The sequence below is a fragment of the Mycetocola sp. TRD_SC_2 genome (genome assembly GCF_055361225.1).
On sequence record NZ_CM143954.1, the window covers coordinates 1,291,804 to 1,309,064 of the forward strand.

Here is a 17,261-nt window from a genome sequence, read left to right on the forward strand (position 1 = left end):
CGGTGAGTGTTGCTTCCATGAAACCCTTGACGGCTCACCGGCACAAGGCCAACGTCTTTACGCTTAGCATCGGGGCCGGTAAAAAGCCAGCGGCGCCGGGCGAAAAGGCAACGTCGCCCCATCGAAGTAAGTTTGATCCTGCGCTGTGCGAATCTCGCGCGATGCAGCTGAAACAAGGAGACCAATGGAAACCTGGCCTGGACACGCCTACCCACTCGGTGCGACGTACGACGGAAGCGGAACCAACTTCGCCGTTTACAGCGAGGCGGCAGACAAGATCGAACTGTGCCTGTTCAGTGAAGAGGGTCTGGACGAGACCAGGATCGAACTGCGCGAAGTAGAGGCGTTCATCTGGCACTGCTATCTTCCCGAGGTGCAGCCGGGCCAGCGTTACGGCTACCGGGTGCACGGGGAATACGACCCGAGCCAGGGCAAGCGCGCCAACCCGAACAAACTCCTCCTCGATCCGTATGCAAAAGCAACCTGCGGAGCCAACGACTGGAGCCAGGCGCTCTTCTCATACAACTTCGGTGACCCGGACTCCCGCAACGATGAGGACTCCGCCCCGCACACCATGCTGAGCGTGGTCGTCAACCCGTTCTTCGACTGGGCGGGCGACCGGCACCCGTACACCCCGTACGGCCAGACCGTGATTTACGAAGCACACGTCAAGGGCCTCACGCAGCTCAATGAAGCGATCCCCGAGGCCCAGCGCGGCACCTATTCCGGCATCGCGCACCCCGCGACGATCGAGCACCTCCTCAAGCTCGGCGTGACCGCGATCGAACTCATGCCCGTGCACCAGTTCGTCCAGGATTCCACCCTGCTCGACCAGGGTCTCAGCAACTACTGGGGCTACAACTCGATCGGGTTCTTCGCACCACACAGCGAGTACTCCTCCGTCGGCCAGGACGGCCAGCAAGTGCAGGAGTTCAAGGGGATGGTTCGATCGCTCCACGAAGCGGGCATCGAGGTCATCCTTGACGTGGTGTACAACCACACGGCGGAGGGGAACCACCTCGGCCCGACGCTGTCGTTCAGGGGGCTCGACAACGAGGCGTACTACCGTCTCGAGGAAGATGACAAGCGCTACTACACCGACTACACCGGAACGGGAAACACCCTCAACGTCCGGCACCCACACTCGCTGCAGCTCATCATGGACTCGCTGCGCTACTGGGTGACCGAGATGCACGTCGACGGGTTCCGTTTCGACCTCGCAAGCGCCCTGGCCCGCGACCTCTACGAAGTCGACCGGCTCTCCACCTTCTTCGAGCTCGTGCAGCAGGACCCGATCGTGTCTCAGGTCAAGCTCATCGCCGAGCCGTGGGATGTCGGCCCCGGCGGTTACCAGGTCGGTAACTTCCCGCCCCAGTGGACGGAGTGGAACGGTAAGTACCGCGACACCGTTCGCGACTTCTGGCGCGGAGAGCCATCGACCCTCGCCGAATTCGCGTCACGACTGACCGGCTCCGCCGACCTCTACGAGCACTCCGGGCGTCGTCCGGTCGCATCGATCAACTTCGTGACCGCCCACGACGGGTTCACCCTGCGCGACCTCGTCTCGTACAACGAGAAGCACAACGACGCGAACGGCGAAGACAACAACGACGGCGAATCGCACAACCGGTCGTGGAACTCCGGTGTTGAGGGCGACACCGATGACCCTGAAGTGCTCGGACTCCGCGCGCGCCAGCAGCGCAACTTCATCGCCACCATGCTGTTGTCGCAGGGCGTGCCGATGCTCCTCCACGGAGACGAGCTCGGCAGGACCCAGCAGGGCAACAACAACGGCTACGCGCAGGACAACGAACTGACCTGGGTGCACTGGGACCAGGCCGATGCTCCACTCGTCGAGTTCACCGCAGCCGTCGCCCGGCTCCGCAAGGAACACCCGGTGTTCCGACGCAGTCGCTTCTTCGACGGCCGTCCGGTTCGCCGTGGTGAGGGAGAACCCCTGTCCGACATCGTCTGGCTCACCAGCGAAGGCACCGAGATGCAGCCAGAGGACTGGGATGAGAACCTCGCCCGCACCGTCGGCGTGTTCTTCAACGGCCAGGGAATCCGTGAGCGCGACTCCCGCGGCCAGTGGATCACAGACGTGAACTTTCTGCTGTTCTTCAACGCGGGCGACGAAGACGCGGAATTCATCCTGCCGCCGGAGGAATACTCCAAGGCATGGGAGATCGTTGTCGATACAGCGGGAGAAGGCGCTGACTCCGTCGCCCGCGAGGCAGGCGCTCCGCAGAAAGTCGTAGCTCGCTCCATGATGGTGATGCGTGCGTACAGCGCACCGGAGGCTGAGCCTGACCACTCCGTCGCGGCATCCCTCGCCGTGCTGAGCGGCTCCCAGAACACCAGTACGGCCGAGGTGCGCCCGGGAGCAGTGTCATGAGGCTGCCGCTTTCGACCTACCGGCTCCAGATTCGCGAGAGCCTGACCCTCACGGATGCCGCGGACCTGGCGGACTACATCACCTCCCTCGGCGCCGACTGGTTGTACCTGTCACCTCTCCTCGTCGCCGAGTCAGGATCTGATCACGGCTACGACGTGGTCGACCATTCACAGATCGACCCGGTTCGGGGAGGCTCGTCCGGGCTCGACGCGTTGTCGAAAGCGGCTCGAGCCGAAGGGCGCGGCGTCCTGGTCGACATCGTGCCCAACCACATGGGGGTAGCGACTCCGTCATTGAACGCCTGGTGGTGGGATCTCCTCACCCTGGGCCGTGAGTCGCGCTATGCGGAAGCGTTCGACGTGGACTGGGAGGCTGCTGGAGGAAAGATCCGCATCCCCGTGCTTGGAGATGGCGACACCGAACTCGATTCGCTCGAGCTCGTCGATGGGCAACTGCGCTATTACGACAACGCATTTCCGGTCGCGCCAGGCACCGCGGACGACGGGGCCGATGTTCGCACGATCCACGACCGTCAGAACTACGAGCTGGTCAACTGGCGCCGGGCAGACGCCGAGCTGAACTACCGGCGGTTCTTCGCCGTCAACTCGCTCGCGGGTATCCGCGTCGAAGTGCCGTGGGTGTTTGCCGAATCGCACGCCGAAATCGTTCGGTGGGTGCGCGAGGGGCTCATTGACGGGTTGCGGGTGGACCACCCCGACGGTCTCGCCGACCCGGGCGGCTACCTCGACGCCCTTCAGAAGGCGACGGGCGGGACATACGTCCTCGTCGAGAAGATCCTCGAGGGTGACGAGCAGATGCCGCCGAGCTGGGCCGCGGCCGGAACGACCGGCTATGACGCGCTCGGTGACGTTGACCGGGTTTTCGTCGACCCCGCCGGAAAGGCCGTGCTCGACGACCTCGAAAACAAGCTCCAGGGTGTCCCCACCGACATGGAGGTGGTCTGGCCCGAGATGATCTACGGCAGCAAGCGGAACATTGCTGACGGCATCCTTCGGTCCGAGGTCTTGCGCCTCGCGCGGCTGGTTCCCGAGATCACGGATGCGGACGACGCCATCGCCGAGTTACTCGCCGCTTTCCCGGTGTACCGCTCCTACCTGCCGTACGGAATCGAGCACCTGCATCACGCCGCGCGGGTTGCTGCAGCGCGCCGCCCGGAGCTCGCGTCGACGATCGATGCGCTCGTCCCTGTGCTCTCCGACCCTGATCACCTCGCGGCCATCCGGTTCCAGCAGACGTCGGGCATGGTCATGGCCAAGGGTGTCGAGGACACGGCGTTCTACCGGTTCAGCCGACTCACCTCGCTCAACGAGGTCGGTGCGGATCCGGGAGAGTTCTCCATCGATGTCGCCGAGTTCCACAACCGGCAGCAGCACCGCCAGGCGTCGATTCCGGCATCGATGACCACACTGTCGACCCACGACACCAAGCGGGGAGAAGACGTTCGCGCGCGGATCTCCGTTATTGCCGAGATCCCGGGGGAGTGGGAGGCAACACTTGCCGAACTGCGCGAACTCGCGCCCCTCGGGGACCCTCCGTTTGAGAAGTTGCTCTGGGAGGCCGTGATCGGCGCCTGGCCCATTTCGCAGGAGCGGCTCGACGCTTACGCCGAGAAGGCAGCGCGAGAAGCCGGGACCTCCACGATGTGGACACAGCCGAATGAAGCCTTCGAAAAGAAGATGCATGACCTCGTTGCGGCGATCTTCACCGATGACACGGTGTCGCAACTGATCACCACCTTCGTTGAGCGCGTCGCCCGCGCCGGCTGGTCGAACTCGCTGGGAGCGAAGCTCGTCCAGCTCACCGCCCCTGGGGTGCCAGACGTTTACCAGGGCAGCGAACTGTGGGAGACGTCTCTTGTCGACCCGGACAATCGCCGCCACGTCGACTTCGACGTGCGCAGGGAGTACCTCGCCCGGGTCGACCGCGGCTGGCTCCCTGAGATCGACAAGACGGGAGCAGCGAAACTGCTCGTCACCTCGCGCGCCCTCCGGCTTCGACGCGACCACCCCGAGTGGTTCTCGCGGTACCTGCCGGTTCCCGCCTACGGCGAAGCCGCAGACCACGTCCTTGCCTTCGACCGCGGGGATGCCGTGACGGTAGCCACCCGGTTGCCGCTCGGACTCGAAACGGCAGGCGGTTGGGGCGACACCAGCATTGAGCTTGCCGGCAGGCGCTGGGTCGATTCGCTCACCGGTGAACGATACCCGGGAGGCGCCGTGCGGCTCGCCGACCTGCTCGCAACGTACCCGGTCGCGCTCCTCGTGGCCGACGATTTCGACGAGAACCGAATGATGGAGAACTGACATGACCGACGGCATCCGCGTCTGGGCGCCAGAAGCGACTCGCGTGGAGCTCGTGATCGAGAGCGACAGCCATGAGCTCCGTTCCACCGAGGGCGGCTGGTGGGAGAGCACCGGGGCCCAGCCGGGCCCTGACAGCGGTTACGGGTTCCTCATCGACGGTGAAGGGCCGTTCCCCGACCCGCGGTCGCGGCGCCAGCCGGACGGCGTCCACGGACTGTCGAGACTCGTCGACCCAACCCAATTTCAGTGGTCAGATGCCGCGTGGACGGGCCGTCAGCTCGCCGGAGCGGTCATCTACGAACTTCACATCGGCACGTTCACCCCTGAGGGAACCTTTGACGCCGCGGCAGCCAGGCTCGACCACCTCGCCTCGATCGGGGTCGACTTCGTCGAAGTTCTGCCGGTCAACGGGTTCAACGGCACGCACAACTGGGGCTATGACGGGGTTCTCTGGTACACCGTCCACGAGGGATACGGCGGCCCGGAGGGCTACCAGCGCTTCGTCGACGCGTGCCATGCGGCCGGGATCGGCGTGATCCAGGACGTCGTCCACAACCATCTCGGACCGAGCGGCAATTACCTGCCCAAGTTCGGCCCTTACCTGACCGACGGCCCTGGCAACACGTGGGGATCGTCGCTCAACCTCGACGGCGAGTACGCAGACACCGTTCGCCGCTACATCATCGACAACGCGCTCATGTGGCTTGGCGACTATCACGTCGATGCGCTCCGGCTCGATGCGGTCCACGCTCTCGTCGACTCCAGCGCTGTGCACCTGCTCGAGCAGCTCGCGAGTGAAGTCGCCGTGCTCAGCGCGTCCGTGGGCCGGCCGCTCAGCCTCATCGCTGAATCCGACCTCAACGACCCGAAGCTCATCACGCCGCGCGAAGCGAATGGGTTCGGGCTCGACGCGCAGTGGAGCGACGACTTCCACCACGCGGTGCACGTCGCCGTCAGCGGAGAGACGACCGGTTATTACGCCGACTTCGAACCGCTCACCGCGCTCGAGAAGGTGCTGACGCGTGGGTTCTTCCACGACGGGACCTACTCGAGTTTCCGGGGCAGGAACCACGGGCGCCCGATCGACACCGAACGGATGCCAACCTGGCGCCTCGTCGTCGCGAACCAGAATCACGATCAGATCGGCAACCGTGCCGTCGGTGACCGGCTCGCCGCACAGGTCGGCCCTGGCCAGCTCGCCATTGCGGCAGCGCTCACGTTGCTCGGCCCATTCACTCCCATGCTGTTCATGGGGGAGGAGTGGGCGGCGTCGACACCGTGGCAGTTCTTCACCTCGCACCCGGAACCGGAACTCGGCAAGGCCACAGCCGAGGGTCGGATCGCCGAGTTCGCGAAGATGGGCTGGGACCCGGCCGTTGTTCCTGACCCGCAGGACCCGGCGACGTTCACGAACTCGAAGCTCAACTGGGACGAGGTCGAGCACGGCGACCATGCGCGCGTGCTCGCGTTCTACCGGGCTCTCGCCGCACTTCGGCGCGACCGGCCCGAGTTCACCGACCCGCGCTTCAGCCAGGTCAGTGTGGAACTCGATGAGGCCGAGCGCTGGTTCGTTCTCCACCGCGGGAGCAGTGCGATCGTGCTGAACCTCGGCGACGCTGAGCGGAGCATCCCGGTGTCTCACGGAACCCAGCTGGCCGTGTTCACGTCCACCGGTGCGGAGGTTGCGCCGGCAGAAAATGAGCGTGTGACGCTTCCCGGTCACTCGGTCGTCGTGCTCGGCTGAACCTCTCGCCGCTGGTCTTTCGGCGTCGCGCGGGTGTCTTTACACCCGCGCGGCGCAGAACCTCCCGCGCGTCCGGCGGTTGCCCGAATCCGCGGACCGGAGTAAGACTGCTCTCATGATGGATCCGACGACCCAATGGATGCGGGCGTACGAGCGAGCCTGGGAATCGAACGACCCGGCCGACATCCGTGCGCTCTTCACCGAGGATGCTGTGCTCCGCAATGAACCGTGGACGGAACCCTTCCACGGTCATGACGCCATTGTCGAGCAGTGGCTCGAACGCAGGGACGAACCCGGCAACCACACCTTCGAGTGGTCGCCGCTCGTGATCACCGACGACCTGTGGCTGGTTCAGGGCACGACCGACTACACCGACGGCAGGACGTACAGCAACCTGTGGGTGATCCGTCCTGGCGACGGCGGCCGGGCGAGGGAATTCACCGAGTGGTGGATGGACCAGGGCTCACCCTCGTAATCGCCGTCTTCTACAGCGCCCGGAGTCGCTCGAGCAGGGGAGCAGCCGCTTCGGCAAGGAAGTCCTCCTGGCCTTCGTCGCCCACCTGAACGAGGGCGATGTCGGTGAAGCCTGCATCGATGAACGGGCGAACGCTCTCGGCGATCTCGTCGAGGTCCGGGCCGCAGACGATCTGCTCAGCGACGTCTTCCGGTCGAACGAACTGGGAGGCACCGGCGAAGCCGGCCGGGGTCGGCAGGTCCGCGTTGACCGCCCAGCCGCCCGCGAACCAGCGGAACTGCTCGTGGGCCCGTTCGATCGCTTTGTCCCTGTCGGGGTCCCAGCAGATCGGGATCTGGCCGATCACGCGAGCGGATGCCGTATCGCCGCCGTGCGCCTTCTTCCAGTCCCCGACGAGGTCTGCATCGGGCTCGGTGGAAATGAAGTGGTCAGAGAGCGGGGCGAACCGTTCGATCGACTTGCTTCCGGAGACGGCGATGCCGATGGGGACGCCGCCATCGGGGACATCCCAGAGCCGCGCCGAATCGACCCGGAAGTGCTCGCCCTCCCACGTCACCAAGTCCCCGGTGAACAGCTCGCGGATGATGTGCACCGACTCCTCGAGCATGTCCTGGCGCAGATCGACAGACGGCCAGCCGGCACCGACGACGTGCTCGTTGAGGTTCTCGCCCGAACCGAGGCCGAGCAGGAAGCGCCCCTCGGACAGTAATTGCAGTGTTGCCGCCTTCTGGGCTACGACAGCCGGGTGATAGCGGAGCGTCGGACACGTGACGTAGGTCGCGAGGTCGACACGTTGCGTGGCCTGCGCGACCGCACCGAGAAGGGTCCAGGCATACGGGGCATGCCCCTGTTCGGTCAGCCACGGCGAGTAGTGGTCGCTGCAGACCTCGAAGTCGAAGCCCTGGTTCTCCGCGGCGACGGCATAGCCGACGAGTTCCCGCGGGCCGGACTGCTCGGTCATGAGGGTGTATCCAAATCGAGTCATGCCCTCGAAACTGGCACCGGGGCCGAATCCCGGTCAAGGGGTTGCAACGGCGGTGTCTGGGGATCAGGACGCTCGGGCGGTGCCCGTCATGCTCCCAGCGCGGTAAGAAATGCGTCGGCCGCGGGCCGGTTGAACAGGACGAAGCGAACAGAGAACGGCGGGTTCTCGTCCCTCACCGTTCGGACCGCGATGGCGGCGGCATCCGCGAGAGGCCACCCGTACACCCCCGCCGAAATAGCGGGGAACGCGATCGACGTGACAGCGAGTTCCGTGGCGACTCGAAGGCTGTTGCGGTACGCGGCGGCGAGCAGGTGGGACCGGTCCTCGACCGGATCCCACACCGGTCCTACCGCGTGAATGACGTAACGCGCGTTCAACCGCCCCGCTGTCGTGGCCACCGCCTGACCGGTTGCCAGGCCGTTCGGGAGTTGCGTTTCCCTCAACTGCAGGCAGGCCGCGAGGATGTCCGGCCCACCGGCTCGGTGGATGGCGCCGTCGACACCGCCGCCGCCGAGCAGCGAACTGTTGGCAGCGTTCACGATGGCGTCCACCGTCTGGGTGGTGATGTCGCCCTCGACCATTTCGATGTGCACAGCTGCCCTCCGTCCGGACAGCAGCGTAGCTCGAACGGAAGCGTTCGGCCACGGGCTCAGAATGGCGAAAGGACGCCCGCTTCCCCCTCGACCCACTTCGCTGTCTGTGCCATGGTGAAAATCGTTCACAACGTCAAGGAGGAAAGTCATGTTCACCCCCGTCCACGCCTTCAGCGGGTTCAGCGTCCACGACCTCGATGAAGCGCGCGCCTTCTACTCGAAAATCCTCGGCCTCTCCGTGACCGAGAACGACATGGGGCTGCTGCAACTCGTGCTCCCCGGCGGTGCCGAGGTTCTCGTGTACCCGAAGCAGGATCACAGCCCGGCGAGCTTCACAATCCTCAACTTCGTCGTCGCGGATGTCGACGCTGCCGTCGACGAGCTCAATGGAAAAGGCGTCGAAACGAAGATCTACGACGACCCGGACCTGCCGACAGACGACAAAGGGATCATGCGCGGCAATGGGCCGACGATCGCGTGGTTCCGTGATCCCTCCGGCAATGTTCTCTCGGTGCTGACGGAGTAGTGGCGTCTAGGCTGTCGGCGGACCGAGCAGGTTCGTCGCGACGGTCGAGTGTGCCGACTCGGGGTCGCTGGGGTGGAAGAGCCCGGCGAGCGAATCGCGATACAGCCGCGACAACTCGCTGCCGGCGTCGTACGAGCTGCCGCCGGACACCCGAACAGCGGTATCGACGACGCTTCGCGCAACGTCCACAGCGCGGGTTTTCGCGCCGACGAGGAGGCGGAACCAGGCCGCGCCGTGATCGACGAGGCTGTCGACATCGGAGGCGAGGGTGTCGAGCTGTGGTGCGAGGGAGTCGAGGGCGATCGCGGCATCCGCGAGCTGCCAGCGGATGTCGGGGTCGCTCGAGTACGGTCGTCCTCCGTTCTTCTGCGACGTGCGCCGACCGGCTGCCTCAACTCCCAGCTCGAGCGCACGGTCTCCGATTCCGGCGTACACGGAACCGATGAGAACGAGAAAGTTGCTGAAGATCCCGAACACGTACGGGTCAGGGTTCGGGCCAACGGGAAGGACCCGGGCAATTCGCTCGGTGGGAACGACGGCTCCGTCGAGTTCGGTCGAGAAACTCTGGGTGGCGCGCATGCCCAGTGGATCCCACGAGCCGACCGGGCGGTGTCCATCGGTGTCCCTGGTCAGATACGCGTGCACGAGCGTGGGATTGCCGGGGTCGGAGTCGTCCCGGCCAAAGAGGCCCAGACGCGTCCACACCGGTGACAGTGAGGTGAAGATCTTGCGCCCGGTGAACGCGAAGGAGCCATCCGGCCCAGGGGTAGCGGTCGTGCGAGAGTCGAACAGAACCTCGTCATTACCGGCCTCGCTGATGCCAAAGGCGAAAAGTTCGCCCTGTCGAGCGTCGTCGAGGATCCAGTCGAGGCTCGAGTCGCCCCGGTCGTGCAGCACCCGTGCGACGCCGACAACGACGTGGTGCATGTTGATCCCGAGGGCCGTCGCCGGCGCGTATCGGGCGAGAAGTCTCTGGTTCCGAACTGCCTCGGCGAGCGATTGCGGTGCGAGGTAGCCTGCATCCCGCAGCTCGTCGAGGTCCTCGGTGAAGAAGCGGTTGTCCCGGTCATAACCGGGTGCCCGCGAGCGAATCCGCTCCAGCAGGTCGATCGACAGGTCAGTCACGCCCCCAGACTAACGAACTGCCCGCTCAGTCCTCCTGGTCATGCCCGGGGCTGTCACGGCCACGCAGTTTCTCGAGGTCGCGCCGCTCGCGTTTCGTCGGCCGGCCGGCGCCGCGATCCCGCATCGGCAGGAGGGCGACCTCTTCGCGCGGTGGGGGAGGAGGCGTCCTGTCGATCAGGCACTCTGCGGCGACGGGCGCGCCGACCCGCTTCAGGACGAGGCGTTTCACCTCGACGATGCGGTCGAAACCCCCCTCGCGCACCCGGATCTCATCACCGACGTGGATCGACTGCGACGCTTTCACCCGGTCGCCGCCGACGCGCACGTGCCCGGCCCTGCAGGCGGTCGTCGCCATCGATCGGGTCTTGTAGATCCGCACGGCCCAGAGCCAGCTGTCCACCCTCACACTCGTCAGCGGTTCGGTCACTACGCAACTCCCGCGGCCAGCTGTGTGTACCCGCGAAGCACCGCAGACTCCATGATCTCGAGCGGGAGGCGAGACCTCGAGGCCACTCGCTCGCTCGCGGATTCGATCGGCTCGGACTGGTCGAAGGACGAACGGATGCCGTCGGCGACGAGACGCAGGACGGTCGCCTGCTTCAGGAGGAACTCGCGGTCGACGGCGCGCCCGTGACCCGGGACGAGAACGTCGTCCGGCGCAACGAGGTCGGCGATGCCGTCGAGCACGTTCGGCCAGCCGAATGGGAAGCTGCCGGAGCCGAACATCGGCGGCCCGGATTCCTCGACCACATCGCCCAGCAGCCAGGTGGAGGCATCCGGAATCTCGACGATGAGGTCAGTGTCGGTGTGACCGGGCGGCAGAGGGTGAAATCGCACCACCCGGTCGCCGAGATCGAGGTCGGTGACATCGGCGACGAGGACCGTTGGCGGCGTCGGGCGGACATCGCGCCAGTCATACTGCGGCTGGGCTTCCGGATCCGTGAGCCAGGACTCCAGGCGTGGACCCTCGTACTCGGCGAAGTGCTGGGGGATGAGGTGATGCCCGTAGATGGACGCGTCGGCAAAGACCTGGTTGCCGAAGCTGTGGTCGTAGTGGGCATGGGTGTTCGCCACCCAGCGGATCGGCGCCGAACCCAACTCCGCAACGTCTGCCGCAAGTTCGATCGCCTCACGCGGATTGCACCGGGTGTCGACGAGGAGCAGGCCGTTCGAGCCGGCGACGACACACACCGAAATGTCGAGCGGATCGTAACGCCGCTGGTAGACCCGATCAGCGACTTCGTTCCATGAGGACATGGCTCGATCCTACGGCGCGGCTCCCTCGGTCACGGCAGGTCGAGGTCCACCGCATCCGTTCGAGGGGCTTCGGCCTCGGGGCGACTCGGCTGGAGCGCACGGCTCCTGGTGTTGAGCGCGTCGACGATCTCCTGGTCGAACGGCTCGTCACCGTTCGACGGCGCGGGCATCGTGAAAATCTGACTCGCGGGACCGACGAGGATGTGTGCCAGGCCGTTGAGCCCATCATCGGTGCGGGCGGGTACGGAGACGATATCGGCGTCCCCGGTCTCGGCGAGCGCGCGCGCGTACCGCAAGACGGCGTCGCCGACGAGATCACCGGTCAGGAACGATCCACTGGAATAGAAAAGTCGTCTCATTCCTCTGACTGTCCTCCGGTCGTTCTCCCGGCTCAAGGGACTTGTGTGTTGCGGGTTCGCTCGATAAAGCGGCACCCCCGATGCGTCGCCGGTATGTGTGAACCCCCGATTGGTGCCGGTACGGGCGATTAGGGTACAGAATGGCGGGTGTGCGTGTACTCGGACTCGCACGGCTCTCTTGAAAGGTCCCGATGGGCAAGCTCTTTTATGATTCGACACTGACCGTCGACTTCGACGACCGGGTGCTTGCGCACCTGCAGATCGTGATCGGCGCGAAGCTGCGGCGCGGAGAATCCTTTTACTTCAGCTGGAAGGACGATCCTGCTGTCGGGGACGGTCGAAGCACGATATGGCTCGCCCCGAACATCCCGTTGCACTACAAGTACTTCGGCTCGCGGCTCCCGGCGCTCAACCGGGAATGGATCATCGCACTGAGCGCGTCGTCCAACTCGGCAGGCGGACTCCAGATCGTGCCGGAGCCGCCCGCGAATAACTCGGGCAACGGCTCATCCGAAGGCGGTCAGCAGTGAAACGCATCGAACTGCACTATGGCGGCAGCAAGTATACGATCCCGAACCGTGACCTCGGTGACGTCCAGAAGGAGATCACCGAGGCCATGTCGAGCGGCACGCCACACTGGCTCGAAGCCAACAGCGGTGAGGGGATCCTGGAGCCCGCGTACCTGCTGATCACAGCAGGCATCCCGATCGCCGTCGTCGACGTGATGGCGACGGTCTCCGCGGACTAGCCGCCGCGGATGACCTCTAGCCGGTCAGTTCTTCGACGGCGTGCGGTTCTCGGCGCTGATCATCCAGGCGTACTGCTCGAGCTTCGCGATGATCGCGTGAAGGATGTCTGCGGTCGTGGGGTCTTCCTCGTCGATCGAGTCGTGAACCTCACGCATCGTTCCTACGACGGCTTCGATGCGCACGGTCATGAGGTCGACCGTCTTCGCGGTATCGACTTCTCCTGCGGGGAACGCCGGAAGCGTCGTGGTCGCGGCGACGGAATCGCTGCGGCCGTCCGGCGTCGCGTGCAGCGCACGCATCCGTTCAGCGACCTCGTCAGAGAATTCCCTCGCGGCCTCGACGACCTCGTCGAGTTGGAGGTGGAGGTCGCGGAAGTTCCTGCCGACGACGTTCCAGTGTGCCTGCTTGCCCTGCACATGCAGTTCGATGAGATCGACAAGGACCTTCTGCATCGAATCCGCGAGTTCCTTCGACGCGATGAACCCGCCCTCGGGCTTGCGCCGCCGTGTCGTCTTCGCTCCGATGGCCGAGCTGCTGGTCCGTTCGCGTGTTGCCGTGGCTGTAGACATGGAAAGTCCTTCCTGAAAGGGTGGGTGCTCCCAGCTAAACGGCTTCCCGCTGCGGCCTCAAGGCCTTGCAATCGACGGGGGAGCTGATACATGTGCCGGATGCCTGTGCATTTCACGTGCGACGCGCAAGGGTGTCTTCGGGGGTGGTCCGGCTGTCTAAGGTGAAACCTATGCCCGTGCACGTTCGTACCATCCAGACAGCCGTCCCTTCCACCGTTTTGCGGCAGTCAGACGCGCGTGAAATCTTCGTGGCGCAACCTGGTCTGACCCGGCTGGGGGAGCGGCTGGTGGGCGCGGCATTCGACGCCTCGGGTATCGAGAAGCGCCACACCGTCATCGACGATTTCGCCGGGAGCGGAGAAGGACAGCGGACGTTCTACGACGGCACGACGGGAGAACTTCTTTCGCCGACGACGCGCGAACGCAACGACGTGTACATCGGGAGGGCGGGAGCGTTGTTCATCGAGGCGGGCCGTGCTGCGCTCGATGCCTGCCGCGATCTCGAGCCAGCCGATGTGACCCATGTCGTCACCGCATCCTGCACGGGATTTTATGCGCCGGGGCCCGACTACGAACTGGTGCGTGAACTGGGACTCGCGACAACCGTCCAGCGCTCCCACATCGGTTTCATGGGGTGCTACGCAGCTTTCCCCGCTCTCCGCGCCGCCGACGCCTTCTGCCGCGCGGATCCGGATGCCGTCGTTCTTGTCGTCTCCTGCGAGGTGTGCACCATCCACGTGCGATCGTCGAACGACCCCGACCAGATCGTCGCGTCCTCCGTCTTCGGTGACGGCGCCGCGGCTGCGATCGTCACGGCGCGGCAATCCCCGGCGGATGCTCCCTCGCTCGTCATCGACCGGCTCGCGAGCGAACTCACCCCGGTGGGGGAGAAGGACATGGCGTGGACGATCGGAGACGCCGGCTTCGACATGGTCCTAAGCGCAGCCGTGCCCAAAATCATCGACAACTACATCGAGGGTGCCCTCTCTCCGCTGCTGGCCCGGGAACCGGACCTCGCGGCCGACCCAGCGGGGAGCATCCGTTCGTGGGCGATTCATCCAGGAGGCAGAAGCATTCTCGACAAGGTTGAGGCGAAGCTGGGCCTGAACGAGAATCAACTCACTCCGTCGCGGCGGATCCTGCGCGACTACGGGAACATGTCGAGCTCCACGGTGCTGTTCATCCTCAAGGAAATACTGGAGGAGCAGGGCACCGGCACCGGCTCCGGAGCGGATCGCGTGTGCGCGATGGCGTTCGGGCCGGGCCTCACCGTCGAAACCGGGCTGTTCACGCGAGTGCGTCCGTGAGCGTGGGCTTGCCGGGCGTGTTGTCGACCCTTCACGAGCGGAACCCCGGCCTCGTGGAGCTCATGGACGACCCGTCGTGTGACCGGGATGCCCTCTTTCGCACCTATGCCGCGTTCTCGCACGTCAACGCGCTCCTCGCGGGCTGGCACCGCACGTACCGCGAGCGGTTGCGACCGAGATTCACCGGACCGGCACACACCGTCGCCGACATCGGAGCGGGTGGGGGCGACGTCGCTCGCGCGCTGATCCGGTGGGCGCACAGGGACGGTGTGCGTCTCGACGTCACAGGAATCGACCCGGACGAACGCGCCGCCGCCTACGTCTCCACCCTGCCGCCCATCGACGGTTACACCCACCGTCTCGGCACGAGCAGCGACCTGGCGAACGAGGGCAGGCCGTTCGACTTCGTGATCTCGAACCATGTGCTGCACCACCTCGGCCCGACCGAACTGGGCGTCGTCCTCGCCGATTCGGAGGAGCTGGCGCGGCTCGCTTCCGTGCACAGCGACATCCGCCGTTCGGCGACCGCATACGCGTTGTATTCCGTCTTCACGGCCGGACGGTTCCGGGGCACCTTCATCCGCGTGGACGGACTGCTCTCCATTCGCCGCAGCCACCGCGTCGCCGAACTGGCCGCGGCGGTTCCCGCGGGCTGGGACGTCGTTCCGCAGGCGCCGCACCGGCTCCTGCTTACGCACGATCCGCGCGCGGTTCGCTGAGGATCAGCGTCGGAGAGCCTCGAGGACCGTCGCAGCTGTGACAGCTGACCCGGCGGGGTTGGGGTGCAGCAGGTCGGGGAGCAGCAGCCCTGTCGGGTCAGCCGCGAGGTATGCGGAGTGAACGTCGATGGTGCGAACCGAGGAGTGTTCGCCCAGCCACGACGTCACGTTCTCGATGACGTCACCATGGGCGTCTTCCCAGGCGTCGAAGCGCGGGTTCTCAAGGATCGCGGCAAACCCGGCCGTTGCCGGCCAGTACCGCTCCACCTCGGCGACAAGAGCCGTGAGCTGCGGGCCGACCGCCGCGGGCTCTGGCACGTTGTTGAGGCCGTGGTTGAAGATCACGAGGTCGGGTTGCGCGGGCACGAGGGTGTCGAAGTGCGCGAGCGAGTACTCGCCGGTCTTTCCGCTCGCCGATCCGTTCCACACGATGAGTGGGGCGGATGCCGCGTCGACGTTCGATTCGACGGCCGGCAGGTACGACGCGCTGATGAGATCCCAGGAGTGCTGCACGAGGGGGCGGTCGGTTTCCTCGGCCAGCTGGCGAAACGCAAGGTCGACCCATTCGCCCGGCGCGTCTCCGGTTGAGTCACCGATGACGGTGACGACGAACGGGCGGTTCTCGTCGGCGAGCCGGTCGCGGGCGTCGGCGAACGGGACGAGCCTGGACGGTCGTTCGGCCGCGATCGCTGGTCCGCCGTCTGCACCGGCGGATGTTCCTGCGGCCGGGCGCGGGATCGTGGCGAACGCGACGCTCGCGACGAGAGCGAGAGCGAGAGCGGGGAGACCGACCCGAAGGAGTACCAGGCGGAGAAGAGAGCCAGAGCGCATGTCCCGTCGGGGGAGAGGCCGTGGCGTCGTTCGCATTGCTCTAGGGTACGTCGTGCCGGGCGGCTGACCGCCCATGTGCCTCTGACTGGGGGAGTGGCGGCTGACCCGCTGGTCGCCGCGCGGCGTTGCGCCCCCCTTGGGTGTCATTGCCTAGACTGGGCGCGTGGATAAGCGGGAGGACCTGGAACCGAGCGACCGTATCCTGACGGTCCCGAACATCCTGAGCTTTCTGCGCCTCGCGCTCGTTCCCGTGTTCCTCATCCTGCTCGTCGAAGGACAGGATCTGATCGCCCTTGCGGTGCTCGCGATCTCAGGATTCACCGACTTTCTCGATGGCTTCCTGGCGAGACGGCTCAATCAGGTCTCCAAGCTCGGGCAATTGCTCGATCCCGCCGCGGACCGTCTGTACATTTTTGCTGCTCTTCTCGGGCTCGGCTGGCGCGAACTCATCCCGCTGTGGCTTGTCATCGTCATCATCGCCCGCGACGTGATGCTCGTGGTCCTCGCTGGGTGGCTCGCGAGGATGGGCCACGGCGCATTCCCGGTGAACTGGGTGGGCAAATGGGCGACAGCGTGCCTCTTCATCGGCCTGCCCCTGCTCATGCTGTCGGCGGCGTTCCCCGACATCATGGAGTACACGCGACCGTTCGGCCTGGTCTTCGCCATCGTCGGTGCTGCTCTGTACTGGTGGGCCGGAGGCCTCTATCTGGTGCAGACAGTACAGGCATCGAGAAAACGCACGGGGCAGACGCAGCCTGATTCAGATACGCTGGAGGCCTAGGAGGTCCAGGTGTCATATCCCAACGAGCAGAATCCCCCCACTCGGGCATATCTGCGCGAGCCAGCGGCGCAGAACGATGCAACCGGTGGTGCCCCAAACGATACAACCGCGAATTTCAGTCGGGAGTTCGGCGCCAGTTTGTCGAGCGTCGACAGCGACATCAGCGCTGAGGAACAGGAAGCGATTGCTGCCCTGCCGAGTGGCTCTGCGCTGCTCATCGTTCGGCGAGGTCCGAACAGCGGAGCACGATTCCTCCTCGATGCCGATGTGACACTCGCGGGTCGCCACCCGGATGCAGACATCTTCCTCGACGACGTCACGGTTTCGCGACGTCATGCCGAGTTCATCCGTACAGGGATCTCGTTCCAGGTCAAAGACCTGAACTCCCTCAACGGCACCTACTTCGAGGGCGTGCGCATCGACGACGCACCTTTGAGCGACGGTGCCGAGGTCCAGATCGGTAAGTTCCGTCTGACCTTCTACCCGTCCAGGGACGATCTTCAGCCGCCTGCGGGCGCCTAG

Annotated in this window: 19 protein-coding genes; 11 read left to right on the forward strand and 8 right to left on the reverse strand. The window is 65.4% G+C overall.

What is annotated here, in order from left to right; translation table 11 throughout:
* Window positions 1-184: 184 nt before the first annotated feature.
* The 4 genes from glgX to ACWA1Q_RS06165 all read left to right on the forward strand — a co-directional run bounded on the left by glgX (window position 185) and on the right by ACWA1Q_RS06165 (window position 6,938).
* A complete protein-coding gene (gene glgX, locus ACWA1Q_RS06150) occupies window positions 185-2,395 on the forward strand; it encodes a glycogen debranching protein GlgX (RefSeq protein WP_463760374.1) in 2,211 nt (736 codons plus the stop codon).
* Window positions 2,392-4,719, forward strand: coding sequence for a malto-oligosyltrehalose synthase (gene treY, locus ACWA1Q_RS06155; protein WP_463760375.1), 2,328 nt, complete (start codon window positions 2,392-2,394; stop codon window positions 4,717-4,719). The genes glgX and treY overlap by 4 nt, the downstream gene beginning before the upstream one ends.
* Before the next feature lies 1 nt (window position 4,720).
* Entirely contained in the window at window positions 4,721-6,463 is a 1,743-nt protein-coding gene (gene treZ / locus ACWA1Q_RS06160) for a malto-oligosyltrehalose trehalohydrolase (RefSeq protein WP_463760377.1), read from the forward strand.
* A 115-nt stretch (window positions 6,464-6,578) separates the two neighbouring features.
* On the forward strand, window positions 6,579-6,938 hold the full coding sequence (locus ACWA1Q_RS06165) for a nuclear transport factor 2 family protein (protein WP_463760378.1): 360 nt from the start codon (window positions 6,579-6,581) through the stop codon (window positions 6,936-6,938).
* Between the two features lie 10 nt (window positions 6,939-6,948).
* Here the strand turns inward: ACWA1Q_RS06165 and ACWA1Q_RS06170 are convergent, their stop codons facing one another.
* Both ACWA1Q_RS06170 and ACWA1Q_RS06175 read right to left on the reverse strand, forming a co-directional pair.
* Window positions 6,949-7,923 carry an LLM class F420-dependent oxidoreductase gene (locus ACWA1Q_RS06170; protein WP_463760380.1) on the reverse strand — a complete coding sequence of 325 codons (975 nt, stop codon included), beginning with the start codon at window positions 7,921-7,923 and terminating at the stop codon, window positions 6,949-6,951.
* A gap of 86 nt (window positions 7,924-8,009) precedes the next feature.
* Window positions 8,010-8,516: an O-acetyl-ADP-ribose deacetylase gene (locus tag ACWA1Q_RS06175; protein WP_463760381.1), complete on the reverse strand. Its 507-nt coding sequence runs from the start codon at window positions 8,514-8,516 to the stop codon at window positions 8,010-8,012.
* A 148-nt stretch (window positions 8,517-8,664) separates the two neighbouring features.
* Between ACWA1Q_RS06175 and ACWA1Q_RS06180 the strand changes: the two genes are divergently transcribed.
* A complete protein-coding gene (locus ACWA1Q_RS06180; protein WP_463760383.1) occupies window positions 8,665-9,042 on the forward strand; it encodes a VOC family protein in 378 nt (125 codons plus the stop codon).
* A gap of 6 nt (window positions 9,043-9,048) precedes the next feature.
* On the opposite strand, the gene ACWA1Q_RS06185 is transcribed toward ACWA1Q_RS06180, so the two are convergent.
* The 4 genes from ACWA1Q_RS06185 to ACWA1Q_RS06200 all read right to left on the reverse strand — a co-directional run bounded on the left by ACWA1Q_RS06185 (window position 9,049) and on the right by ACWA1Q_RS06200 (window position 11,783).
* Window positions 9,049-10,167 carry an acyl-CoA dehydrogenase family protein gene (locus tag ACWA1Q_RS06185; RefSeq protein ID WP_463760385.1) on the reverse strand — a complete coding sequence of 373 codons (1,119 nt, stop codon included), beginning with the start codon at window positions 10,165-10,167 and terminating at the stop codon, window positions 9,049-9,051.
* A gap of 25 nt (window positions 10,168-10,192) precedes the next feature.
* Window positions 10,193-10,522, reverse strand: coding sequence for an RNA-binding S4 domain-containing protein (locus ACWA1Q_RS06190; RefSeq protein WP_463760786.1), 330 nt, complete (start codon window positions 10,520-10,522; stop codon window positions 10,193-10,195).
* A 71-nt stretch (window positions 10,523-10,593) separates the two neighbouring features.
* The gene (locus ACWA1Q_RS06195) at window positions 10,594-11,424 is read right to left on the reverse strand and encodes an MBL fold metallo-hydrolase (protein WP_463760387.1); all 831 of its coding nucleotides are present in this window, start codon (window positions 11,422-11,424) and stop codon (window positions 10,594-10,596) included.
* A gap of 29 nt (window positions 11,425-11,453) precedes the next feature.
* Window positions 11,454-11,783, reverse strand: coding sequence for a hypothetical protein (locus tag ACWA1Q_RS06200; RefSeq protein ID WP_463760389.1), 330 nt, complete (start codon window positions 11,781-11,783; stop codon window positions 11,454-11,456).
* Between the two features lie 191 nt (window positions 11,784-11,974).
* On the opposite strand from ACWA1Q_RS06200, the gene ACWA1Q_RS06205 reads away from it, so the two are divergent.
* Both ACWA1Q_RS06205 and ACWA1Q_RS06210 read left to right on the forward strand, forming a co-directional pair.
* Window positions 11,975-12,313 (forward strand): DUF7882 family protein, encoded by a 339-nt coding sequence (locus ACWA1Q_RS06205; protein ID WP_463760390.1) that lies wholly within the window; start codon window positions 11,975-11,977, stop codon window positions 12,311-12,313.
* The gene (locus tag ACWA1Q_RS06210) at window positions 12,310-12,531 is read left to right on the forward strand and encodes a hypothetical protein (protein ID WP_463760392.1); all 222 of its coding nucleotides are present in this window, start codon (window positions 12,310-12,312) and stop codon (window positions 12,529-12,531) included. The genes ACWA1Q_RS06205 and ACWA1Q_RS06210 overlap by 4 nt, the downstream gene beginning before the upstream one ends.
* Window positions 12,532-12,555: 24 nt before the next feature.
* On the opposite strand, the gene ACWA1Q_RS06215 is transcribed toward ACWA1Q_RS06210, so the two are convergent.
* Complete coding sequence (locus ACWA1Q_RS06215) at window positions 12,556-13,101, reverse strand: Dps family protein (RefSeq protein WP_463760393.1); 546 nt, start codon at window positions 13,099-13,101, stop codon at window positions 12,556-12,558.
* Between the two features lie 170 nt (window positions 13,102-13,271).
* Here ACWA1Q_RS06215 and ACWA1Q_RS06220 point away from each other — a divergent pair, with 170 nt between their 5' ends.
* Together ACWA1Q_RS06220 and ACWA1Q_RS06225 are read left to right on the forward strand one after the other, a co-directional pair.
* Entirely contained in the window at window positions 13,272-14,408 is a 1,137-nt protein-coding gene (locus ACWA1Q_RS06220) for a type III polyketide synthase (RefSeq protein ID WP_463760395.1), read from the forward strand.
* A complete protein-coding gene (locus ACWA1Q_RS06225) occupies window positions 14,405-15,127 on the forward strand; it encodes a methyltransferase domain-containing protein (RefSeq protein WP_463760396.1) in 723 nt (240 codons plus the stop codon). The genes ACWA1Q_RS06220 and ACWA1Q_RS06225 overlap by 4 nt, the downstream gene beginning before the upstream one ends.
* 3 nt (window positions 15,128-15,130) lie before the next feature.
* On the opposite strand, the gene ACWA1Q_RS06230 is transcribed toward ACWA1Q_RS06225, so the two are convergent.
* A complete protein-coding gene (locus ACWA1Q_RS06230; RefSeq protein ID WP_463760398.1) occupies window positions 15,131-15,994 on the reverse strand; it encodes an SGNH/GDSL hydrolase family protein in 864 nt (287 codons plus the stop codon).
* Between the two features lie 127 nt (window positions 15,995-16,121).
* Here ACWA1Q_RS06230 and pgsA point away from each other — a divergent pair, with 127 nt between their 5' ends.
* Both pgsA and ACWA1Q_RS06240 read left to right on the forward strand, forming a co-directional pair.
* Window positions 16,122-16,739, forward strand: coding sequence for a CDP-diacylglycerol--glycerol-3-phosphate 3-phosphatidyltransferase (pgsA, locus tag ACWA1Q_RS06235; protein WP_463760399.1), 618 nt, complete (start codon window positions 16,122-16,124; stop codon window positions 16,737-16,739).
* A 51-nt stretch (window positions 16,740-16,790) separates the two neighbouring features.
* Window positions 16,791-17,261 carry an FHA domain-containing protein gene (locus ACWA1Q_RS06240; protein ID WP_463760788.1) on the forward strand — a complete coding sequence of 157 codons (471 nt, stop codon included), beginning with the start codon at window positions 16,791-16,793 and terminating at the stop codon, window positions 17,259-17,261.